The 18,623-nt window shown below is 76.6% G+C and carries 13 protein-coding genes; 7 read left to right on the top strand and 6 right to left on the bottom strand.

All coding sequences use genetic code 11. The features are described 5' to 3' along the window. Positions 1-95: 95 nt before the first annotated feature. Positions 96-2,660 (top strand): aminopeptidase N, encoded by a 2,565-nt coding sequence (gene pepN / locus ACIQVD_RS26835; protein ID WP_400692352.1) that lies wholly within the window; start codon positions 96-98, stop codon positions 2,658-2,660. Positions 2,661-2,734: 74 nt separating this feature from the next. On the opposite strand, the gene ACIQVD_RS26830 is transcribed toward pepN, so the two are convergent. Together ACIQVD_RS26830 and ACIQVD_RS26825 are read right to left on the bottom strand one after the other, a co-directional pair. Further along, positions 2,735-4,180 carry a sensor histidine kinase gene (locus tag ACIQVD_RS26830; RefSeq protein WP_402291960.1) on the bottom strand — a complete coding sequence of 482 codons (1,446 nt, stop codon included), beginning with the start codon at positions 4,178-4,180 and terminating at the stop codon, positions 2,735-2,737. Then, complete coding sequence (locus tag ACIQVD_RS26825; RefSeq protein WP_400692358.1) at positions 4,177-4,890, bottom strand: response regulator transcription factor; 714 nt, start codon at positions 4,888-4,890, stop codon at positions 4,177-4,179. Before ACIQVD_RS26825 ends, ACIQVD_RS26830 begins: the two co-directional genes overlap by 4 nt. 174 nt (positions 4,891-5,064) lie before the next feature. Between ACIQVD_RS26825 and ACIQVD_RS26820 the strand changes: the two genes are divergently transcribed. Genes ACIQVD_RS26820 through ACIQVD_RS26810 form a run of 3 tightly spaced genes read left to right on the top strand, consistent with a single transcriptional unit; the run spans position 5,065 to position 7,615 of the window. After that, positions 5,065-6,420, top strand: coding sequence for a ferric reductase-like transmembrane domain-containing protein (locus tag ACIQVD_RS26820; RefSeq protein ID WP_402291959.1), 1,356 nt, complete (start codon positions 5,065-5,067; stop codon positions 6,418-6,420). A gap of 11 nt (positions 6,421-6,431) precedes the next feature. Then, positions 6,432-6,899 carry an FMN-binding protein gene (locus ACIQVD_RS26815; RefSeq protein WP_400692363.1) on the top strand — a complete coding sequence of 156 codons (468 nt, stop codon included), beginning with the start codon at positions 6,432-6,434 and terminating at the stop codon, positions 6,897-6,899. Positions 6,900-6,922: 23 nt separating this feature from the next. Continuing rightward, on the top strand, positions 6,923-7,615 hold the full coding sequence (locus ACIQVD_RS26810; protein WP_400692512.1) for an FAD:protein FMN transferase: 693 nt from the start codon (positions 6,923-6,925) through the stop codon (positions 7,613-7,615). Positions 7,616-7,737: 122 nt separating this feature from the next. Here the strand turns inward: ACIQVD_RS26810 and ACIQVD_RS26805 are convergent, their stop codons facing one another. Together ACIQVD_RS26805 and malQ are read right to left on the bottom strand one after the other, a co-directional pair. After that, positions 7,738-7,959 carry a hypothetical protein gene (locus tag ACIQVD_RS26805; RefSeq protein ID WP_400692366.1) on the bottom strand — a complete coding sequence of 74 codons (222 nt, stop codon included), beginning with the start codon at positions 7,957-7,959 and terminating at the stop codon, positions 7,738-7,740. 21 nt (positions 7,960-7,980) lie between these two features. Next, on the bottom strand, positions 7,981-10,134 hold the full coding sequence (gene malQ / locus ACIQVD_RS26800; protein WP_400692369.1) for a 4-alpha-glucanotransferase: 2,154 nt from the start codon (positions 10,132-10,134) through the stop codon (positions 7,981-7,983). A 380-nt stretch (positions 10,135-10,514) separates the two neighbouring features. On the opposite strand from malQ, the gene ACIQVD_RS26795 reads away from it, so the two are divergent. Next, positions 10,515-14,342 (top strand): beta-N-acetylglucosaminidase domain-containing protein, encoded by a 3,828-nt coding sequence (locus ACIQVD_RS26795; RefSeq protein ID WP_402291957.1) that lies wholly within the window; start codon positions 10,515-10,517, stop codon positions 14,340-14,342. A gap of 138 nt (positions 14,343-14,480) precedes the next feature. On the opposite strand, the gene ACIQVD_RS26790 is transcribed toward ACIQVD_RS26795, so the two are convergent. After that, on the bottom strand, positions 14,481-15,092 hold the full coding sequence (locus ACIQVD_RS26790) for an HNH endonuclease (RefSeq protein WP_033212661.1): 612 nt from the start codon (positions 15,090-15,092) through the stop codon (positions 14,481-14,483). A 299-nt stretch (positions 15,093-15,391) separates the two neighbouring features. On the opposite strand from ACIQVD_RS26790, the gene ACIQVD_RS26785 reads away from it, so the two are divergent. Beyond that, positions 15,392-16,462, top strand: coding sequence for a mechanosensitive ion channel family protein (locus ACIQVD_RS26785; protein WP_402291956.1), 1,071 nt, complete (start codon positions 15,392-15,394; stop codon positions 16,460-16,462). A 309-nt stretch (positions 16,463-16,771) separates the two neighbouring features. Here ACIQVD_RS26785 and ACIQVD_RS26780 read toward each other — a convergent pair whose 3' ends face one another. Beyond that, a complete protein-coding gene (locus ACIQVD_RS26780; RefSeq protein ID WP_402291955.1) occupies positions 16,772-17,650 on the bottom strand; it encodes a LysR family transcriptional regulator in 879 nt (292 codons plus the stop codon). A gap of 90 nt (positions 17,651-17,740) precedes the next feature. On the opposite strand from ACIQVD_RS26780, the gene ACIQVD_RS26775 reads away from it, so the two are divergent. Continuing rightward, positions 17,741-18,511 (top strand): SDR family oxidoreductase, encoded by a 771-nt coding sequence (locus ACIQVD_RS26775; protein ID WP_402291954.1) that lies wholly within the window; start codon positions 17,741-17,743, stop codon positions 18,509-18,511. Positions 18,512-18,623: the final 112 nt, after the last annotated feature.

The following is an 18,623-nucleotide window of genomic DNA, read 5'->3' as shown; positions in this document are numbered from 1 at the left end:
GGTACTGCTCGGAGGGGGAGTCAAGCACGAACACGGATCGTTACGCGCATGGGAGGATTCCCGGTAACCCGAGCCCTGACGAAGGAGTCCTGCGAGTGCCTGGCACCAACTTGACCCGTGAGGAGGCCCGCACCCGGGCCGCACTCCTGGCCGTGGACGCGTACGAGATCGAGCTCGACCTGAGCTCCGCGCGCGAGGGCGGCACCTTCCGGTCCACCACCGTGGTCCGGTTCAAGGCCGCCGAACCCGGCGCCTCCACCTTCATCGACCTGGTCGCCCCCGCCGTGACGGAGATCGTCCTCAACGGCCGCGCCCTGCCGCTGGAGAGCTTCGCCGACAGCCGCATCGCGCTGCCCGGCCTGGCCGCCGAGAACGAGCTGCGGGTGGTCGCCGACTGCGCCTACACCAACACCGGCGAGGGCCTGCACCGCTTCGTCGACCCCGCCGACGGCGAGACCTACCTCTACACCCAGTTCGAGGTCCCGGACGCCCGCCGCGTCTTCGCCAGCTTCGAGCAGCCCGACCTGAAGGCCACCTTCGCCTTCACCGTCACCGCCCCGGCCGGCTGGGTCGTGGTCTCCAACTCCCCCACCCCCGAGCCCGCCGGCGACGGCGACACCCGGGTGTGGACCTTCGAGCCCACCCCCCGGATGTCCACCTACATCACCGCGCTGATCGCCGGCCCCTACGTCGGCGTCTTCGACAGCTACGACAACGGCGCCCAGCACGTGCCGTTCGGCGTGTACTGCCGCCCGTCGCTGCGCGAGTACCTGGACGCCGACGCGATCTTCGCCGTCACCCGGCAGGGCTTCGACTACTTCCAGGAGAAGTTCGACTTCCCCTACCCGTTCGCCAAGTACGACCAGCTGTTCGTCCCGGAGTTCAACGCCGGCGCGATGGAGAACGCGGGCGCCGTCACCTTCCGCGACCAGTACGTCTTCCGCTCCAAGGTCACCGACGCCTCCTACGAGGCCCGCGCCGCGACCATCCTGCACGAGCTCGCCCACATGTGGTTCGGCGACCTCGTCACCATGGAGTGGTGGAACGACCTGTGGCTGAACGAGTCCTTCGCCACCTTCGCCGAGGTCGTCTGCCAGGCCGAGGCCCCCGGCTCCAGGTGGCCGCACTCCTGGACCACCTTCGCCAACCAGATGAAGACCTGGGCCTACCGGCAGGACCAACTGCCCTCCACCCACCCGATCATGGCGGAGATCAACGACCTGGAGGACGTCCAGGTCAACTTCGACGGCATCACCTACGCCAAGGGCGCCTCGGTGCTCAAGCAGCTGGTCGCCTACGTCGGCCAGGACGCCTTCTTCCAGGGCGTGCGCGCCTACTTCAAGCGCCACGCCTGGGGCAACACCCGGCTCGCCGACCTGCTCGGCGCCCTGGAGGAGGCCAGCGGCCGGGACCTGCGGACCTGGTCCAAGGCCTGGCTGGAGACCGCCGGCATCAACGTGCTGCGCCCCGAGCTGACCGTCGCCGCGGACGGCACCGTCGAGTCCTTCGCCGTCCTCCAGGAGGCCCCCGCCCTCCCCGCCGGCGCCCGCGGCGAGGCCGTGCTGCGCCCGCACCGGATCGCCATCGGCCTGTACGAGCTCACCGACGGCAAGCTGGTGCGCACCGACCGGATCGAGCTCGACGTCGACGGCGAGCGCACCGAGGTCCCGCAGCTGGCCGGCCGGGCCCGGCCCGCCGTGCTGCTGCTCAACGACGACGACCTCTCCTACGCGAAGGTCCGGCTCGACGCCGACTCGCTGGCCGTCGTCACCGAGCACCTCGGCGACTTCGCCGACTCGCTGCCGCGCGCGCTGTGCTGGGCCTCCGCCTGGGACATGACCCGCGACGGCGAACTCGCCACTCGCGACTACCTCTCGCTGGCCCTCTCCGGCCTGCCGCGCGAGAGCGACATCGGCGTGGTGCAGTCCGTCCAGCGCCAGGTCAAGCTCGCCCTGGAGCTGTACGCCGACCCCGCCTGGCGCGAGAGCGGCCTGGAGCGCTGGGCCGCCGCCGCGGAGAGCGCCCTGCGCGCGGCCCCCGCCGGCAGCGACCACCAGCTCGCCTGGGCCCGCACGCTGGCCGGCGCCGCCCGCACCGACGAGCAGCTGGCGCTGCTGGCCGGGCTGCTGGACGGCTCGGTCGAGATCGAGGGCCTGGCCGTCGACACCGAGCTGCGCTGGAGCCTGCTGGTGCGGCTGGTCGCCACCGGGCGCGCGGACGAGGCGGCGATCGACGCCGAACTGGCCCGCGACAACACCTCCTCCGGGCAGGAGCACGCCGCGACCTGCCGGGCGGCCCGGCCCACCGCCGAGGCCAAGGCCGAGGCGTGGGCGTCGGTGGTCGACTCCGACACCCTGACCAACTACGTCCAGGAGGCCGTGATCGCCGGCTTCCAGCAGGCCGACCAGCGGGAGCTGCTGGCCGCCTACGCCGAGAAGTACTTCGCCTCGGTCAAGCAGGTCTGGGAGACCCGCAGCCACGAGATCTCGCAGCAGATCATCGGCGGGCTCTACCCCTCCTACGCGGTCTCGCAGGCCACCCTCGACGCCACCGACGCCTGGCTCGCCGCCGCGGACCCGTCCCCGGCCCTGCGCCGCCAGGTCGTCGAGGCCCGGGCGGGCGTGGAGCGGGCGCTGAAGGCGCAGGCCGCCGACCGCTGACCGCTGACGCGGGGTCCGCACGGACGGGACGGCCGGGGGCCGGAGGCGACGCGTCGCCTCCGGCCCCCGGCCGTTCAGTGCTTTCCGAGCGTCACGGTGACGGTGGTCCGGCCCGGGGTGCTGGCGAGGGTGACGGTGCCGTGGTGGGCCTGGACGACGGCCCGGACGATGGCGAGGCCGAGGCCGGTGGAGCCGGTGCGGCGGGAGCGGGCGCGGTCGCCGCGGGTGAAGCGGTCGAAGACGTGCGGGGCGAGGTCGGCGGGGATGCCGGGGCCGTCGTCGGTGACGGTGAGGCGGCCGGCCGGGTCGAGGCGCAGGGTGACGGTGGTGCCGTCGGGGGTGTGGGTGCGGGCGTTGGCCAGCAGGTTGGTGACGACCTGGGCGAGGCGGTGCGGGTCGCCGGGGACGGTGACGGGTTCGGCGGGGAGTTCGAGCAGCCAGCGGTGGCCGGGGGCGGCGGCCCGGGCGTCGGCGGTGCAGTCGAGGGCGATCCGGGTGAGGTCGGTGTCCTGGACGGCCAGCGGGCGGCCGGCGTCCAGGCGGGCGAGCAGCAGGAGGTCCTCGACGATGGTGCCCATCCGGCGGGATTCGGCGCTGATCCGCTCCAGGGAGTGCCGGACGGGTTCGGGGACGGGGCCGGGGTGCCGGAGGGCGAGTTCGGCGTGGCCGCGGACGGTGGCGACGGGGTTGCGCAGTTCGTGGCTGGCGTCGGCGGCGAAGGCGCGCAGGCGCTCCTCGACGTTCTGGCGGCGGGTCAGCGCGTCGGCGACGTGGCCGAGCATCCGGTTGAGCGCGGCGCCGACCCGGCCGACCTCGGTGCGGGGGTCGTCGTCGGGGACGCGTTCGCCGAGGTCGACGGCGCCGTTGGCGAGCGGGAGGGCGGAGACCCGTTCGGCGGTGGCGACGACCCGGTCGAGGGGGCGCAGGGCGAGCCGGACGGCGAGGGTGCCGCCGGCGGCGGCGACGGTCAGCGCGGCGGCGAAGACGGCCAGTTCGATCAGCAGCAGGCGCTGCACCGTCTCGTCGACGGGGTGCAGCGGCAGGCCGGTGACCAGGGTGTCGCGGTCGTCGCCGGGGACGGCCGCCACCCGGTAGCGGCCGAGCGCGGAGAGGGTGAGGTCGCGGGGGCGGCCGTCGGCGGGCAGGTCGCGCAGGTCGGCCAGGTCGGCGGCGTCGAGCGGGACGGCGGCGTCGGCGCCGTCCCGGGCGAACGGGACGGGGTCGTCGTCGCCGGGCGGGACGCCGCCGACCACCGCGGCGCGGGTGACGCCGCCGTCGACCAGCCGGGCGCCGAAGGTGCCGGGCGACTGGGCGCAGATGTCGTGGCCGGGGTCGTCGAGGCCGGCGGCGTAGCGGCCGCCGGCCGCGGAGAGCTGCCGGTCGAGGCGGTCGACCAGGAAGTGCCGGAGCGCCTCGCAGGTGACGACGCCGATGCCCGCGCAGATCAGGGCGAGCAGGGCGATCAGGGCGGCCACCAGGCGGGCCCGCAGGGTGCGCGGGCGCGGGGCGGGGCGCCTCATCCGGTGGCCGCGCGCAGGACGTACCCGGCGCCGCGGACGGTGTGGATCATCGGCGGGCGGCCGGCGTCGATCTTGCGGCGCAGGTAGCTGATGTACAGCTCGACCACGTGGGCCTGGCCGCCGAAGTCGTAGGACCAGACGGCGTCCAGGATGCGGGCCTTGCTGAGCACCTGGCGGGGGTGCTCCATCAGGTGGCGCAGCAGGGCGAACTCGGTGGGGCTGAGGTCGACGGGTTCGCCGCCGCGGCTGACCTCCCGGGTGGCGGGGTCGAGCCGCAGGTCGCCGACGGCGAGGGTGCCGGGGGCGGCCGGGCCCGGGGGCGCGGTGCGGCGGAGCAGGCCGCGCAGGCGGGCCACGACCTCCTCCAGGCTGAACGGTTTGGTGACGTAGTCGTCGCCGCCCGCGCTGATCCCGGCGATCCGGTCCTCGACGGCGTCGCGGGCGGTGAGGAACAGGACGCGCACCTCGGGGTCGGCGGTGTGGACCCGGCGCAGCACTTCGAGCCCGTCGAAGTCGGGGAGCGTCACGTCGAGCACGATGGCGTGCGGGTGCCAGTCGGCGGCGGCGGCGACGGCGTCCAGGCCGCCGGTGACGCCGCGGGCCTGCCAGCCCTCGTAGCGCAGGGCGCCGCAGAGGACCTCGACCAGGTCGGGCTCGTCGTCGACCACCAGGACCCGCCAGGGGGTGTCCGCGTACTGCATGCGGCCCATTCTGCCGTTCCGGGATGAGAAAGCGGTGAGATCGTCGGACCGCCTTCCGCCCAGGTACGGCGGGTCCGACCTGCGGGGACGTCCCCCCGGAGCGGCCCGGTCGGACGATCGGTTCATAGGGAACTGAGAGTTTCCGGTGTCACCGTGGGGCCCTGACCGGTGAAGGAGGGCCCGTTGGCCGCACTGTCCACCCCCACCCGGGCCGCCCGGCGCACCGCCCCGGGCCGGGCCCTGCCCCCGGACGCCGTCCGCCGCGGCGCGCTGGCCCTGGTCGTGCTCGGCGCGCTCGGCGTCCTCGCCCTCTGGTGGGCCGACACCCCCCGGGTGGCGGGCGCCGCCGGCTGGCTCACCGGCGCGGGCCGGATCACCGGCCTGCTCGCCGGGTACGCCGCCCCCGTCCTGCTGCTGCTGATGGCCCGGATCCCGCTGCTGGAGCGCGAGGTCGGCGCCGACCGGCTGGCCCGCTGGCACGCGTACGGCGGCCGCTACCTGGTCTCGCTGGTCACCGTGCACGTGCTCACCGTCGTCTGGGGCTACGCGCTGACCGACGGGCAGGGCCTGTGGGGCCAGACCGTGGAGATCGTGTTCCACTTCCCCGACATGCTGAAGGCCACCGCCGCGACCCTGCTGCTGCTCGGCACCGGCGCGGTCTCCGCCCGGGCCGCCCGCCGCAGGCTCGGCTACGAGACCTGGTACTACCTGCACCTGGCCACCTACCTGGCCGTCGCGCTCGGCTTCGCCCACCAGCTCACCACCGGTGCCGACCTGTCCGACGGCCCCGCGAAGGCCGGCTGGTACCTGCTGTACTTCGGTACCGCCGCCGCACTGGCCCGGTACCGGCTGCTCAGCCCGTACCTGCGCGACCGGCGGCACCGGCTGGAGGTCGCCGAGGTCCGGGCCGAGGGTCCGGGCGTGGTCTCGGTGTTCCTGACCGGACGGCGCCTGGAGGAACTGCGGGCCGAACCCGGGCAGTTCTTCCGGCTCCAGTTCCTCGCCCCGGGACTGCGCTGGGCCTCCCACCCGTACTCGCTCTCCGCTCCCCCGCACCCGCGCTTCCTGCGCTTCACCGTCAAGGACCTGGGCGGCCACAGCGCGGCGCTCGCCGCGCTCGCCCCCGGCACCGGGGTCCGCGCCGAGGGTCCGTACGGGGCGTTCACCGCGCGGCGGCACCGCGGCGGGCCGGTGCTGCTGCTGGGCGCGGGCGTCGGCGTCACGCCGCTGCGGGCGCTGGCCGAGACGCTCCCCGGGCAGCTCACCCTCGTCCAGCGGGCCCGCCGCCCCGAGGACGTGCTGTTCCGCCGCGAGCTCGCCGCCGTCGCCGCGCAGCGCGGCGTCCGGGTGCACGAACTGCTCGGCGGCCGGGCCGAGGTCGGCGACCTCGGCGCGGCCCTGCACCGGCTCGTCCCCGGCCTCGCCCGGCACGAGGTCTACCTGTGCGGCCCCGAGGAGTTCACCGCCGACGCCGTCCGCGCCCTGCGCGCCGCCGGGGTCCGGGCCGACCGCGTCCACCACGAATCCTTCGCCCTCTAGGAGGCCCCGCCATGCGACGCGCCGTCATCACCGCCTCCGCGACCGCCGCCGGGGTCGTCCTGCTGCTCTCCCTCAAGCCCCACGACCCCGACCCCGCCCCCGCCCTCTCCTCCGCGAACACGGACTCCGGCACCGGCACCGGCACCGGCACCGGCACCGGTTCCGGCGTCGGCACGGACACCGCGCAGAGCTCCGACGGGTCCGCGCGGACCGTCACCGGCAGCGCGGTCGACACCCGCTACGGGCCGGTGCAGGTCAAGGTCACCGTGGCCGCCGGGAAGATCAGCAGGATCGACGTGGTCCAGTACCCCACCCGCGACCGCCGCGACCAGGAGATCAACGAGTACGCCATCCCCGTCCTGAACCAGGAGGCGATCGCCGCGCAGAGCGCGGACATCGACGTCGTCTCCGGCGCGACGTACACCAGCGACGGCTACACCCGCTCGCTGCAGAGCGCCCTCGACCAGGTGGAGAAGTGACCGCCGGGCACGTCGAGCACGTCATGGGGACGGTCTTCTCCTTCGCCGTCCGCGACCCGGGGCCGGAGACCGGCCCGGCGATCCGGCGCGCCGTGCGGCGGCTGCACCGGATCGACGCGCTGTTCTCGACGTACCGGCCGGAGAGCGGGATCAGCCGGCTCGACCGCGGGGAGCTCACCCTCGCCGAGGCCGACCCCGAGGTGCGGTGGGTGCTGGAACGCTGCGCGGAACTCGGCGCGGAGACCGGCGGCTACTTCACCGCCCGACCCGGCGGACGGCTCGACCCGAGCGGCTACGTCAAGGGCTGGGCCGTCGAGGAGGCCGCCCGGACGCTGCGCGAGTCCGGCTCCGCGCACCACTGCGTCAGCGGCGGCGGGGACGTCCAGACCGCGGGCGGCCCCTGGCGGATCGGCATCGCCGACCCGCACCGCGCGGGGGCCGTCGCCCGCGTCGTCACCGGCCACGACCTGGCCGTCGCCACCTCCGGCACCGCCGAGCGCGGCCCGCACATCGTCGACCCGCACACCGGCCTGCCCTCCGACTCCTACGCCTCCCTCACCCTGGTCGGCCCGCGCCTCGCCCGCCTCGACGCCCTCGCCACCGCCGCGTTCGCGATGGGCGCGCCCCGGGCCCTGCCCTGGCTGGCCGGGAAGGGCGTCCGGGCGCTGGCGATCCACCCGGACGGGCGGCAGGAGACGACGGCGGGCTGGAGCTGAGCCGGACGTGCGCGCCGGGGCCCGGGGGACGGCGGGCCCGCGCGGACGTGCGACGGCGACCGCCGGATCCCCGAGGCTGGTCGGGGATCCGGCGGTCGCCGTCGTCGGGGTGCGGGCCCGGGTTACTTCTTCTTGCTGCCCGGGATCAGGCAGAGGCCCGCGATCACCGCGAAGGCGACGATCGGGAGGGCGACGAACAGGCCCAGGGTCTGACCCACGCTCAGGCCCTTGCCCGGGTTGTCGCCGTCGTCACGCACGTAGGCCATGGCGGGCGACGACATCAGCATCATCAGCGTGGCCGCCGCGGTGACCGCACCGGCGCGCATTGCGTTCCTCTTGTCCACGTTTCCCAAGGTACCGGCCTCCTACGCCGCTCCGCCCGGCGGGGTGCGCCTGTCGGCGTGTCCCGCCGGTGCCGGGGCCAGCGGGGCGAGGGTGGCGGCGATGCCGGCGGTGCCGGGGGCGGCGGCCAGGTCGTCCAGGGTGCGGGGGGTGCCGGTGGCGTCGGCGACCGGCAGGCGCCAGTTGGGGTACTGGTCCCAGGTGCCGGGGAGGTTCTGCGGGCGGGGGTCGCCGACGGTGTCGGGGAGCCAGACGCCGACCAGCTTGGCGGGGGTGGCCAGCAGGTAGGCGTAGAGCGCCTCGGGGGTGGGCGGCTCGCCCTCGGCGAGCAGCCCGATCCGGACCAGTTCGCGCTGCCAGTCGGCGAGTTCGGCGGCGGCCGCCTCCTGCTCCTCGGCCAGCGGGCGGGCCAGCAGGCCCAGGTGGTGGCGGAGTTCGACGTGTTCGCCGCTGAGCCGGGCGGCGGTGGAGGGCAGGTCGTGGGTGGTGAGGGTGGCCAGGCAGCCGGGGCGCCAGCGCTCGGGCGGCAGCACCGCGCCGCCGGCCCGCCAGTCGCGTTCGAACCAGAGCACCGAGGTGCCCAGCACGCCGTGCTCGGCGAGGCGTTCGCGCACGCCGGGCTCGACGGTGCCGAGGTCCTCGCCGATGACGGCCGTCCCGGCCCGGTGCGCCTCCAGGGCGAGGACGGCGAGCATCGCCTCCGCGTCGTAGCGGACGTAGGTGCCCTCGGTGGGGCGGGCCCCCTCGGGGACCCACCAGAGCCGGAACAGGCCCATCACGTGGTCGATCCGGATCGCCCCGGCGTGCCGGGCGGAGGCCCGGATGAGTTCGGCGAACGGGGCGTACCCGGCCTCGGCCAGCGCGTCGGGCCGCCAGGGCGGCAGGCCCCAGTCCTGGCCGTGGGCGTTGAAGGCGTCCGGCGGGGCGCCGGTGGAGATCCCGGTGGCCAGCACGTCCTGGAGCGCCCAGGCGTCGGCGCCGTCGGGGTGGACGCCGACCGCGAGGTCGTGGATCAGGCCGAGCGGCATGCCCGCGTCGGTCGCGGCGCGCTGGGCGGCGTGCAGCTGCTCGTCGACCAGCCAGGCCAGCCAGCGGTGGAACTCCACCCGGTCCTTCAACTCGGCCCGGGCGGCGGCCACCTGCGGGTTGGCGGGGTGGCGCAGGCCCTTGGGCCAGGCGTGCCAGCCGGCGCCGTGCACCTCGGCCAGCGCGTTCCAGAGCGCGTAGCGCTCCAGCCACTCGCCCTCGCGCCGGACGAACGCCCGGTACGCGGCCTCCCGGCCGACGCCGCGCGGCACGGTGTGCAGCAGCTCCAGGGCCCGGCGCTTGAGCGACCACACCGCGTCGCGGTCGATCAGGGCGTCGTGCTCCAGCACCTCCTCGCGCAGCAGCCGGGCCCGGCGGGCCAGGTCGGGGGCCTCCTCGTGCCGGGTGTACTCGGGGACCGCCTCGATCCGCAGGTGCACCGGGTCGGCGAAGCGGCGCGAGGAGGGGCGGTAGGGGGACGGGTCGGAGGGGGCGCCGGGCATGCCCGCGTGCAGCGGGTTGATCTGCAGGAAGCCCGCGCCGAGTTCGGCGCCCGCCCAGCGGGCGAGTTCGGCCAGGTCGGCCAAGTCGCCCATGCCCCAGGACTGTTCGCTCAGCACCGAGTAGAGCTGGGCCAGGAAGCCCCAGCTGCGCCCGGTGGGTTCGGGAATCCGCGGCGGGGCGGCCAGCAGGGCGGCCCGGGCGGTGCGCCCGTCCGCCCGGACGGTCAGCAGGTGGCGGCCGGGCGGCAGGTCCGCGGGCAGCGGGTGCGGGTGGCCGCCGGTCGACTCCCGGATCTCGCCGCCCTGTTCGAGCTCGATCCGGACCTCCGCCCCGGCCGGCAGGTCGAGCGCGGTGCGGCGGCCCCGCCAGGCGACCACGGTGGGCGGCAGCAGCCGGGCGGCGCGCTGCGCGCGGTGCCGCTCCAGGGCCGCGGCGGCCAGCTCCGGCGTCCCGGCGTCGACCCCGAGCGCGGCCAGCACGGCGGTCAGCGTCCGCGCGCCGACCTGCACCGGGCCGGAGCCGGCGTCGTAGCTGGTGTCCACCCCGTGGGCGTGCGCGAGCGCCGTCAACTCCGGTGGGGCGGGCGGGTTGTCCGCCGCCGGTACCTGCTCGGATCCCGCCTGCTCGCGGTCAAGGTATGCGGCCACCCAGCGCACTCCGTCCTCGGGGCTCCCGAATCGTCGACAGCCACAGTCCTACCCGCGCCGCCGCCCGGCGACCCCGACCGACACGGCCCGCGCGCCGCACCGGTCGGGTGAACGTCCCCGCGCGCGGTTGCCGACCCGCCGCCGGCCCCTCGCCGGTCCGCCGCCGACCCCGCCACCGACCCCGCCCCCGATCCGCCGCCGGCCCGGTCCCGTCTGGCGCCGGACACCCCGCCGATAACGGTCGATAACGGACATAGCCGCCAGGGGCGTTGACAGGGACGCGGGGAGCTGGTGGGGTGGGCGGGCCGGACGGCAGCGGGGGGCTGGGGCCGGGGCGGCGGGGGGCCGGTGAGCTGGGCGTTTCGGGCGAGGAGGCTCCGGTGCAGGCGCGGGTTTCGGTGGCGGCCGGACGGCGGCTGCGACAGCGGTTGGAACAGAGCGCGGCGCTGCGCGAGGTGCTGTACCACCCGGCGGCGCTGGCGGCCCGCCGGACGGCGGCGCGGACCGCCCGCCAACTGGCGCCGCGGGCCGCGGACAGGTTCATCGCGGACGTCAAGGGCACCGCACCGCTGCTGGCCTCGGTGCGGGCCGAGCGCCGCACCGGCCGACGGGGCAGCGCGCTGCGGATCGCGGCGACGCTCTCGGCGGCCGCGGTGGTCGGCGGGCTGCTGCTCCCGGCCCCGGGCTTCGCCGCCGAGGCGGGCCCGCGGACCGGACCGGGCACCGCCGCACCGGACGTCGCCGAGCCGGCCGCGCCGGTCGCGGAGGCCCCGCTGCCGCTGGGCTCGCTGACCGACCCCCAGGTGTTCCCGCGCCCGCAGGAGCTGCACGCCGGCGGCGGCCCGGTGGCGGTGCCCCGGCAGGTGCTGCTGGTGCTGGCGGACGCCGCGGACGGCCCGGCGGTGGACGCGGTGCGCGCGCTGCTGGCCCGGGCCGGCGCGACCGAGGTGCTGAGCGTGCCGGAGGCCCCGGCGCAGCCCGCCCCCGGCACGCTGGTGGTGTACGTGGGCGGCCCGTACGAGGGCGCGGGCGGGACGACCGACCGGGTGCTGCGGCAGCTCGCGGTGGCGAACGGGCTGAAGGACACCGAGGTGCCGCAGCTGACCGGCCTGCCCTCGGGCGGCCACCTGCTGGCGTCCGGCCGGCTGGCGACCCCGGGCGGCTCGTACGGCGCGGTGGTGCTGGCGGGCATCGACGGCGCGGGCACCTACTACGCGGCGCAGAGCCTGGCCCAGCTGCTCTCCCCGGTCGCCCCGGGCCAGGGGCAGGGCGGCGAGGGCGACAAGGGCTTCCCGGGCGTGCTGGTGCGGGACTGGCCGACCGGCGCGGCGGTGCGCGGCACCGCGGAGTCGTTCTACGGGGCGCCGTGGAGCGCCGCGCAGCGGCTGGCGGTGGTGGACTTCCTGGGCCGCACCAAGCAGAACTACTTCCTGTACGCGCCGGGCGGCGACCCGTACCGGACGCAGCGCTGGCGGGAGCCGTACCCGGCCGAACAGGCCGCCGAGCTGGCCGAGTTGACCGCCCGGGCGCGGGCCGCGCACGTGACGGTGGCGTACTCGGTCGCCCCGGGGCAGTCGTTCTGCTTCTCCTCCGGCAAGGACGTCGACGCGCTGGTCGCCAAGCTCGACGGGCTGCGGCGGCTGGGCGTGCGGGCCTTCCAACTGGACTTCCTGAACGTCTCCTACGACGAGTGGCACTGCGGCGCGGACCGGCGGAAGTTCGGCACCGGGCCGGTGGCCGCCGCCCGGGCGCAGAGCGGCCTGATCGCGGCGGTGCAGGAGCGGCTGATGGCCGGGCACCGGGAGCTGGCGCCGCTGTCGGTGGTGCCGACCGAGTACCTGAAGCAGGGTTCGACCCCGTACCGGGCGGCGCTGGCGGCCGGGCTGCCGGGCCCGGTGCAGGTGGCCTGGAGCGGCGGGTCGGCGATCCCGAAGCAGGTGACGGGCGAGCAGATCGAGGCCACGGCCGGGCTGTTCGGGCGGCAGCTGATGACCATGGACAACTACCCGGTGAACGACTCGGCGCCGGACCGGCTGTTCCTGGGCGGCTACGACGGGCGCGACCCCGAGGTGGCGCGGCGCTCGGCGGTGCTGCTGACCTCGGCGATGAGCCAGCCGGTGGCCTCCCGCATCCCGCTGGCGACCGCCGCCGACTTCGGCTGGCAGCCGGACGGCTACCGCCCGGACCGCTCGCTGGCCGGGGCGCTGCGGCTGCTGACGGCCGGTCCGGCGCAGCGGGCCGCGGCGGCGGCGCTGGCCGGCAACAGCGCCTCCTCGCCGCTGGGCGGCCAGGAGTCGGCGTACCTGGCGCCGCTGGTGGAGCGGTTCTGGGCGGCGGCCGAGCCCGCCTCGGGCGCGCCGGCCGACCCGGCGCGGCTCCAGGAGGCGGCGCAGCCGCTGCGCGAGGCGTTCACCGTGATGGCGGACGCGCCGCGGACCCTGGCGGGCGACCCGCTGGCGGCGGACGCGGCGCCGTGGCTGGCCCGGCTGTCCGCGTACGGCGCGGCGGGCCGGGCGGCGGTGGACATGCTGCTGGCGCAGCACGGCGGCGACGGCGCGGCGGCCTGGCAGGCCCGGCTGGAGCTGGGCCGGCAGCGCGGGGTGCTGGAGCAGAACCCGGTGACGGTCGGCAAGGGCGTGCTGGACGCGTTCCTGGACCGGGCGGCGAAGTCCGCGGACACCTGGTCGGGCATCACCGCGGGGGCGTCGCCGACCACCACCCTGGGCACCGCGCACGACCACGGCCCGGCGCTGATGGCGGACGGCTCCGGGCAGACCTTCTACTGGTCGTCCGCGCCGCCGCAGGTCGGCGACAGCTTCGGCCTGGACCTGGGCACCCCGAAGCCGCTCGGCTCGGTGACGGTGCTGATGGGCTCCTGGGGCGACGACCCGGACGCGGCCCCGGCGGCGGACGACTACCTGCGCGACGGGGTGCTGGAGTACTGGAGCGGCTCGGGCGGCTGGCAGCGGCTGGCCACCGTGCACGGGCAGCGGACGGTCAGCGCGACCGCCCCGCCGGGCGCGGTCGCCAAGGCGGTCCGGCTGCGGGCCACCGCCGGGCAGCAGACCGCCGTCGCGGTGCGGGAGTTCACCACCGCCGCGCCGGACGCGGTGGACGCCTCGGTGTCCGGCCCGCCGGCCGCGCCGGGCTCCTCGCCGCAGGCGGTGCTCTCCGGCGACCCGGACTCGGCGTTCCGGGCGGCCGCGCCGCCCGCCGCGGGCGACGCCCCGCTGACGGTGGAGCTGGGCTCGGCCCGGCCGCTGGACCGGCTGACCGTGCTGACCGACCCGACGGTGCGGGCCGAGGCGACCGCGCAGGTGCGCCGCCCGGACGGCAGCTGGGCGGACCTGGGCCCGGTGCGGCCCGGCTACAACGAGCTGAAGGCCGACGGCGGACCGGTGGAGGCGCTGCGGCTGGTGTGGCGGCCGGGCGGCGAGGCCCCGGTGGTCAACCAGGTGATCCCGTGGTGGGCGGACGCGCCGGCGGCCCGGCTGACGCTGGCCGAGCCGGCCCTGGACGTGGTGGCGGGCGCCGCCGCCCCGGCCCGGGCCCGGGCCACCGTGGAGTCCGGCCGGCCGGACCCGCTGACCGGCACCCTGACCGCCGAGGTCCCGGCCGTGGCCAAGGGCCTCACGGTGGCCCCGGCCCCGGCGGTGACGGTGCCGCGCGGCGGCCAGGTGGGCGCGCCGCTGCTGGTCACGGCCGCCGCGGACACCCCGTCGGGCAGCTACCGGGTGCCGGTGGTGTTCACCGCGGGCACGCTGACCGTCCGCCAGGAGCTGCTGGTGCACGTCGTCCCGCCGACCGGCGGGCCGGACCTGGCGCGGTCGGCGGCGGCCTCCTCCTCGGGCGACGACAGCGCGAAGACCCCGGCGGCGGCGGTCGCCGACGGCGACCCGGGGACCTCCTGGAGCTCCCCCGCCGAGGACGGCGCCTGGGTGCAGCTGCGGCTGCCGCAGCCGGTCCGGCTGGGTTCGGCGGTGCTGCACTGGGGCGCGGCGTACGCCTCCGCGTACCGGCTGGAGACCTCGGCCGACGGCGTGGTGTGGACCACCGTCGCGGAGGTGGGCAACGGGCAGGGCGGCACCGAGACGGTCCGCTTCGACGCGCCGGGCGCGCGCTACCTGCGGGTGCAGGGCGTGGGCCGGGCCACCCGCTACGGGTACGCGCTGTCCGGGGTGGAGCTGTACGGCGTGCAGGCGCCGTAGCGCGGCACGGCGGGCGGGCGCCGTGGCACGCGGCGTCCAGGTGCCGTGGCACGCGGCGGGCCGCCGACGCTCCCGTCGCGGGGGCGCCGGCGGCCCATGAGGCGTACCGGTTGTCGTGTCGGGCAGGCCCTTGTCTGTTCAGGCGGAGAGCGGAGCGTGCTGCTCGCCGCGGCGGATCGGACGGGTGCGGACGGGGGCGGGCAGGACCGTCTCCGGATGGTCGTGGTGCTCGAAGTCCCGGAACTGGTCGAGGCCGCCGTACGGCTCCAGGTAGGGCCGCCAGCGCGGGTCCTTGATCCCGGTGCCGATGACCCGCCAGGCCAGGCCGCTGGGCGCGGCCGGGGGGCGCTTCATCCGCCAGCCGAGGTCGGCGAGGTGCCGGTCGGCCTTGGTGTGGTTGCAGCGGCGGCAGGCCGCCACCACGTTGTCCCACCGGTGCTGTCCGCCCCGGCTGCGCGGGATGACGTGGTCGACACTGGTGGCGGCGGCCCCGCAGTACACGCACCGACCGTGGTCGCGGGCGAACAGCGCCCGCCTGGTCAGCGGTACGGGGCCGCGGTAGGGGACCCGCACGAAACGGGTCAGTTTGACGACGGACGGCGCCTGGACGGCACCGGTGGCGCTGTGCAGAGTGGTGCCCGCATCCTCCAGGGCGATCGCCTTGTGGTTGAGGACGAGGATGAGAGCGCGTCGCATCGAGACGACACCGAGTGGCTCGTACGACGCGTTGAGGACAAGGACATGCGGCACGGGGCCTCCTTGGACGCCTGCGGCGCGTGGCTCGCGCCGAGTCGAGCGGGTGACCGCGGCCCTCGCGGGACGTGATCTCCCTCAGTGTCGCCTTACGTCGTCGTACGACGCCACCATTTCTCCGTGAACGGGCCGCGCGCGTGCGGTGAGCCCCCGCGCGTTCCGCCATAGCCGGTATGCCCAGCTCGCGGCCCTCCTGCACGTACCGTGCGGGTGGTGCTGCGGTGCGTGTCCGGAACCGTTCGCAGGCCGTCCGAGCGGGTGAACGGGGCCCGGAACAGGCTCGCTACAGTGGGGCGATGCTCGCCGATTCCGCTACCGACAGCACCAGCACGCCGACGTTCACGCTGCCCACCAGCACGGCCGATGTGACCGACACCACCCGGCAGGCGGCCGGCTGGCTGGACGACAACTGGCAGGGCTGGGTCGTCTCCGGGCTGCGGATCGTGCTGATCCTCGGGCTGGCCCTGGTGCTGCGGGCGGTGGTCCGCAAGGTGATCGAGAAGCTGGTCACCCGGATGGGCCGCCCCGCGGAGGGCGACGGCGACCACGGGGTGCTCGGCGGGCTGCTGGCCAACACCGGCGTGGTCAACACCGAGCGGCGCCAGCAGCGCTCCGAGGCGATCGGCTCGGTGCTGCGCTCGGTGGCCTCGTTCGGCATCCTCGGCACCGCCTCGCTGATGGCGCTGTCGGTGCTGGGCGTCGACCTGGCCCCGCTGCTGGCCTCCGCGGGCGTGGCGGGCGTGGCGATCGGCTTCGGCGCCCGCAACCTGGTCACCGACTTCCTCTCCGGCGTCTTCATGATCATGGAGGACCAGTACGGCGTCGGCGACGAGATCGACACCGGCGTCGCCACCGGCACCGTGCTGGAGGTCGGCCTGCGGGTCACCAAGCTGCGCGGCTCGGCGGGTGAGATCTGGTACATCCGCAACGGCGAGGTCAAGCGGATCGCCAACATGAGCCAGGGCTGGGGCACCGCCACCGTCGACGTGCAGGTCGGCTACAAGGAGGACCTGGAGCAGGTCGAGGCGCTGATCACCGAGACCGCCGAGCAGCTCGCCAAGGAGAGCCCGTACGACGAGCTGGTCTGGGGCCGGGTCAAGGTGCTGGGCGTGGAGTCGGTGGCCGTGGACTCGGTGCAGCTGCGGGTCGAGGCCCGCTGCACCCCCGGCAAGTCCGCGCAGGTCGCCCGGGCGCTGCGGCTGCGGCTCAAGGCCGCCTTCGACCTGGCGGGCGTCAAGCTCAGGGAGGAGGCCGCCGCCACCGTCCCGGCCCAGGCCGCCGCCCCCGAGATCCTGCCGCCGTCCGCGCTCTCCGACCCCAACTCGGCCCGCTCGCTGGCGGCCAAGCCGATACCGACGCAGAACTGACCCGCCAGCCCCGGCCCGGCCGGACGCGCGGACGGGGCGGACGGGGCTCCCGGACGGGCCTGCGGCGGGGCGTGGGGCTCGGGCCGGGCCGGGCTCGGGCTGCGGGCGAGGGTGGTGACGGCGGTGGTGGGTGCCCGGGTCGCCGTCCTCGCCGTCCTCACCGTCCTCGGGCCGCGGACCGTCGGCGGCGTCGGACTCGCGCCACAGCTGGAAGACCGCGCCGGGCCGGCGGCCGGACCCGGGGTCCACGCCGCGGGCGTCGGCCCCGGCCGGGGTCCGGTGGTGCGGCGGGCCGCCCCCGGCGGGCCGTCAGGAGACCGGGCTCCCGGCCGGACCCCCGGCCGGACCCCCGGCCGAGCTCCCGGTCGCCGTCCGGAGCAGGGCGGCCAGGGCGCGGGAGCGGCTGTCGGGGGGCCAGGCGAGGAGGGTGGTGACCTGCGGGGCGTCCGGGACGGGGCGGACGGCGACGTCGTCGCGGAGCTGGCTGCGGGCGGAGTCGGGCAGGACGGCGTAGGTCCGGCCGAGGGCGATCAGCTGGTAGAGCTGGGCGTGGTCGCGGATCGCCGGGCCGGGGCCGTCGCGGTGGGTGCCGTCGGAGCGCGGGTAGCGCGGGGCGGGCAGGTCGGTCAGCTCGGCCAGGTCGGCGAGGCGCAGTTCGCGGCGGGCGGTCAGCGGGTGCCCGGCGGGCAGCAGGGCGACCTGGCCCTCGGTGCGCAGCTCCTCGGTGTCCAGGCCGGCCGCGGAGTCGAACGGCAGGTGCAGCAGCGCCACGTCCGCCTCGCCGCGCCGCAGCAGCGGCCCCTGCTCGCCGTACTGGCACAGCCGGACGTCCACCGGCACCGCGTCGGGCTCGGCGGCGTAGGCGGCCAGCAGCTTGGCCAGCAGTTCGGTGGACGCGCCCGCCTTCGCCACCAGCACCAGGCCCGGCTGCCCGGCCCGGCGGGTGCGGGCCTCGGCCGCGGCGACCGCGTCCAGCACGGTGCGGCCCTCGCGCAGCAGCACCCGGCCCGCGTCGGTCAGCGCCACGCCGTGGCTGTCGCGGGTCAGCAGGACGGTGCCGAGCCGGCGCTCCAGCCGGGCGACGGCCCGCGACAGCGGGGGCTGGGCCATGCCGAGCCGCTGGGCCGCCCGCCCGAAGTGCAACTCCTCGGCGACGGCGACGAAGTACCGCAGTTCCCGGGTCTCCATCCGTCCAGCCTACGGCGATACCCGCCGGGTATCGCCGGGGTGCCGGATCGGTCCTGGCCACGGCCGGGGCGGCGGGCCGAGCATGGCGGTATGAACGAGAAGAACGAACAGCACGAGCAGCACGAGCAGCACGAGCAGGGCGCGCCGACGGTGGCGCTGGTGACCGGCGCGAACAAGGGCATCGGGTACGAGATCGCGGCGGGCCTCGGCGCGCTGGGCTGGCGGGTGGGCGTGGGCGCCCGGGACGAGGGGCGGCGGGAGGCCGCCGTCGAGGCGCTGCGGGCGGGCGGGGCGGACGCCTTCGGGGTGCCGCTGGACGTCACCGACGACGCCTCGGTGGCCGCGGCGGCGGAGCTGCTGGCGGACCGCTTCGGGCGGCTCGACGTCCTGGTCAACAACGCGGCGGTGACCGGCGGTTCGCCGCAGGAGCCGACCCTGGTGGACCTCGCGGAGGTCCGGCTGGCGGTGGAGACCAACGTGCTCGGCGTGATCCGGGTGACCAACGCGCTCCTGCCGCTGCTGCGCCGCTCGGCCTCGCCGCGGATCGTCAACATGTCCAGCGGGGTGGGGTCGCTGACCCTGCAGTCCCGGCCGGGGGAGGAGACCGGCCCGATCTCGGCGGCCTACTCCCCGTCGAAGACCTTCCTGAACGCGGTGACCGTGCAGTACGCGAAGGAGCTGCGCGACACCGGCATCCTGATCAACCTGGCCTGCCCCGGCTACTGCGCCACCGACCTGAACGGCCACCGCGGCGTGCGCACCCCCGCGCAGGGCGCGGCGATCGCCGTCCGGCTGGCGGCGCTGCCGGACGGCGGCCCCAGCGGCGGGTTCTTCAACGAGGACGGTCCGCTTCCCTGGTAGGGCCGGTCCCGGGGCGGGGGGGGGGGGGGGGGGGGGGGTTGGCCCCCCCCCCCCCCCCCCCCCGGGGGCCCGCCACCCCCCCCCCCCCCCCCCCCCGCCCCCCCCCCCCCCC

Source organism: Kitasatospora sp. NPDC090308 (assembly GCF_044769485.1).
Lineage (GTDB): Bacteria > Actinomycetota > Actinomycetes > Streptomycetales > Streptomycetaceae > Kitasatospora > Kitasatospora fiedleri.
Note: the sequence above shows the minus strand (reverse complement) of the source record. Positions and strands in the feature narration are given on the sequence as shown.

What these genes read in the sequence shown, in the direction of transcription:
- ACIQVD_RS26830 (WP_402291960.1), bottom strand. Translation starts at nt 4,180, where the DNA reads ATGAGGCGCCCCGCCCCGCGCCCGCGCACCCTGCGGGCCCGCCTGGTG.
- ACIQVD_RS26825 (WP_400692358.1), bottom strand. Translation starts at nt 4,890, where the DNA reads ATGGGCCGCATGCAGTACGCGGACACCCCCTGGCGGGTCCTGGTGGTC.
- ACIQVD_RS26815 (WP_400692363.1), top strand. Translation starts at nt 6,432, where the DNA reads ATGCGACGCGCCGTCATCACCGCCTCCGCGACCGCCGCCGGGGTCGTC.
- ACIQVD_RS26810 (WP_400692512.1), top strand. Translation starts at nt 6,923, where the DNA reads ATGGGGACGGTCTTCTCCTTCGCCGTCCGCGACCCGGGGCCGGAGACC.
- ACIQVD_RS26785 (WP_402291956.1), top strand. Translation starts at nt 15,392, where the DNA reads ATGCTCGCCGATTCCGCTACCGACAGCACCAGCACGCCGACGTTCACG.
- ACIQVD_RS26780 (WP_402291955.1), bottom strand. Translation starts at nt 17,650, where the DNA reads ATGGAGACCCGGGAACTGCGGTACTTCGTCGCCGTCGCCGAGGAGTTG.
- ACIQVD_RS26775 (WP_402291954.1), top strand. Translation starts at nt 17,741, where the DNA reads ATGAACGAGAAGAACGAACAGCACGAGCAGCACGAGCAGCACGAGCAG.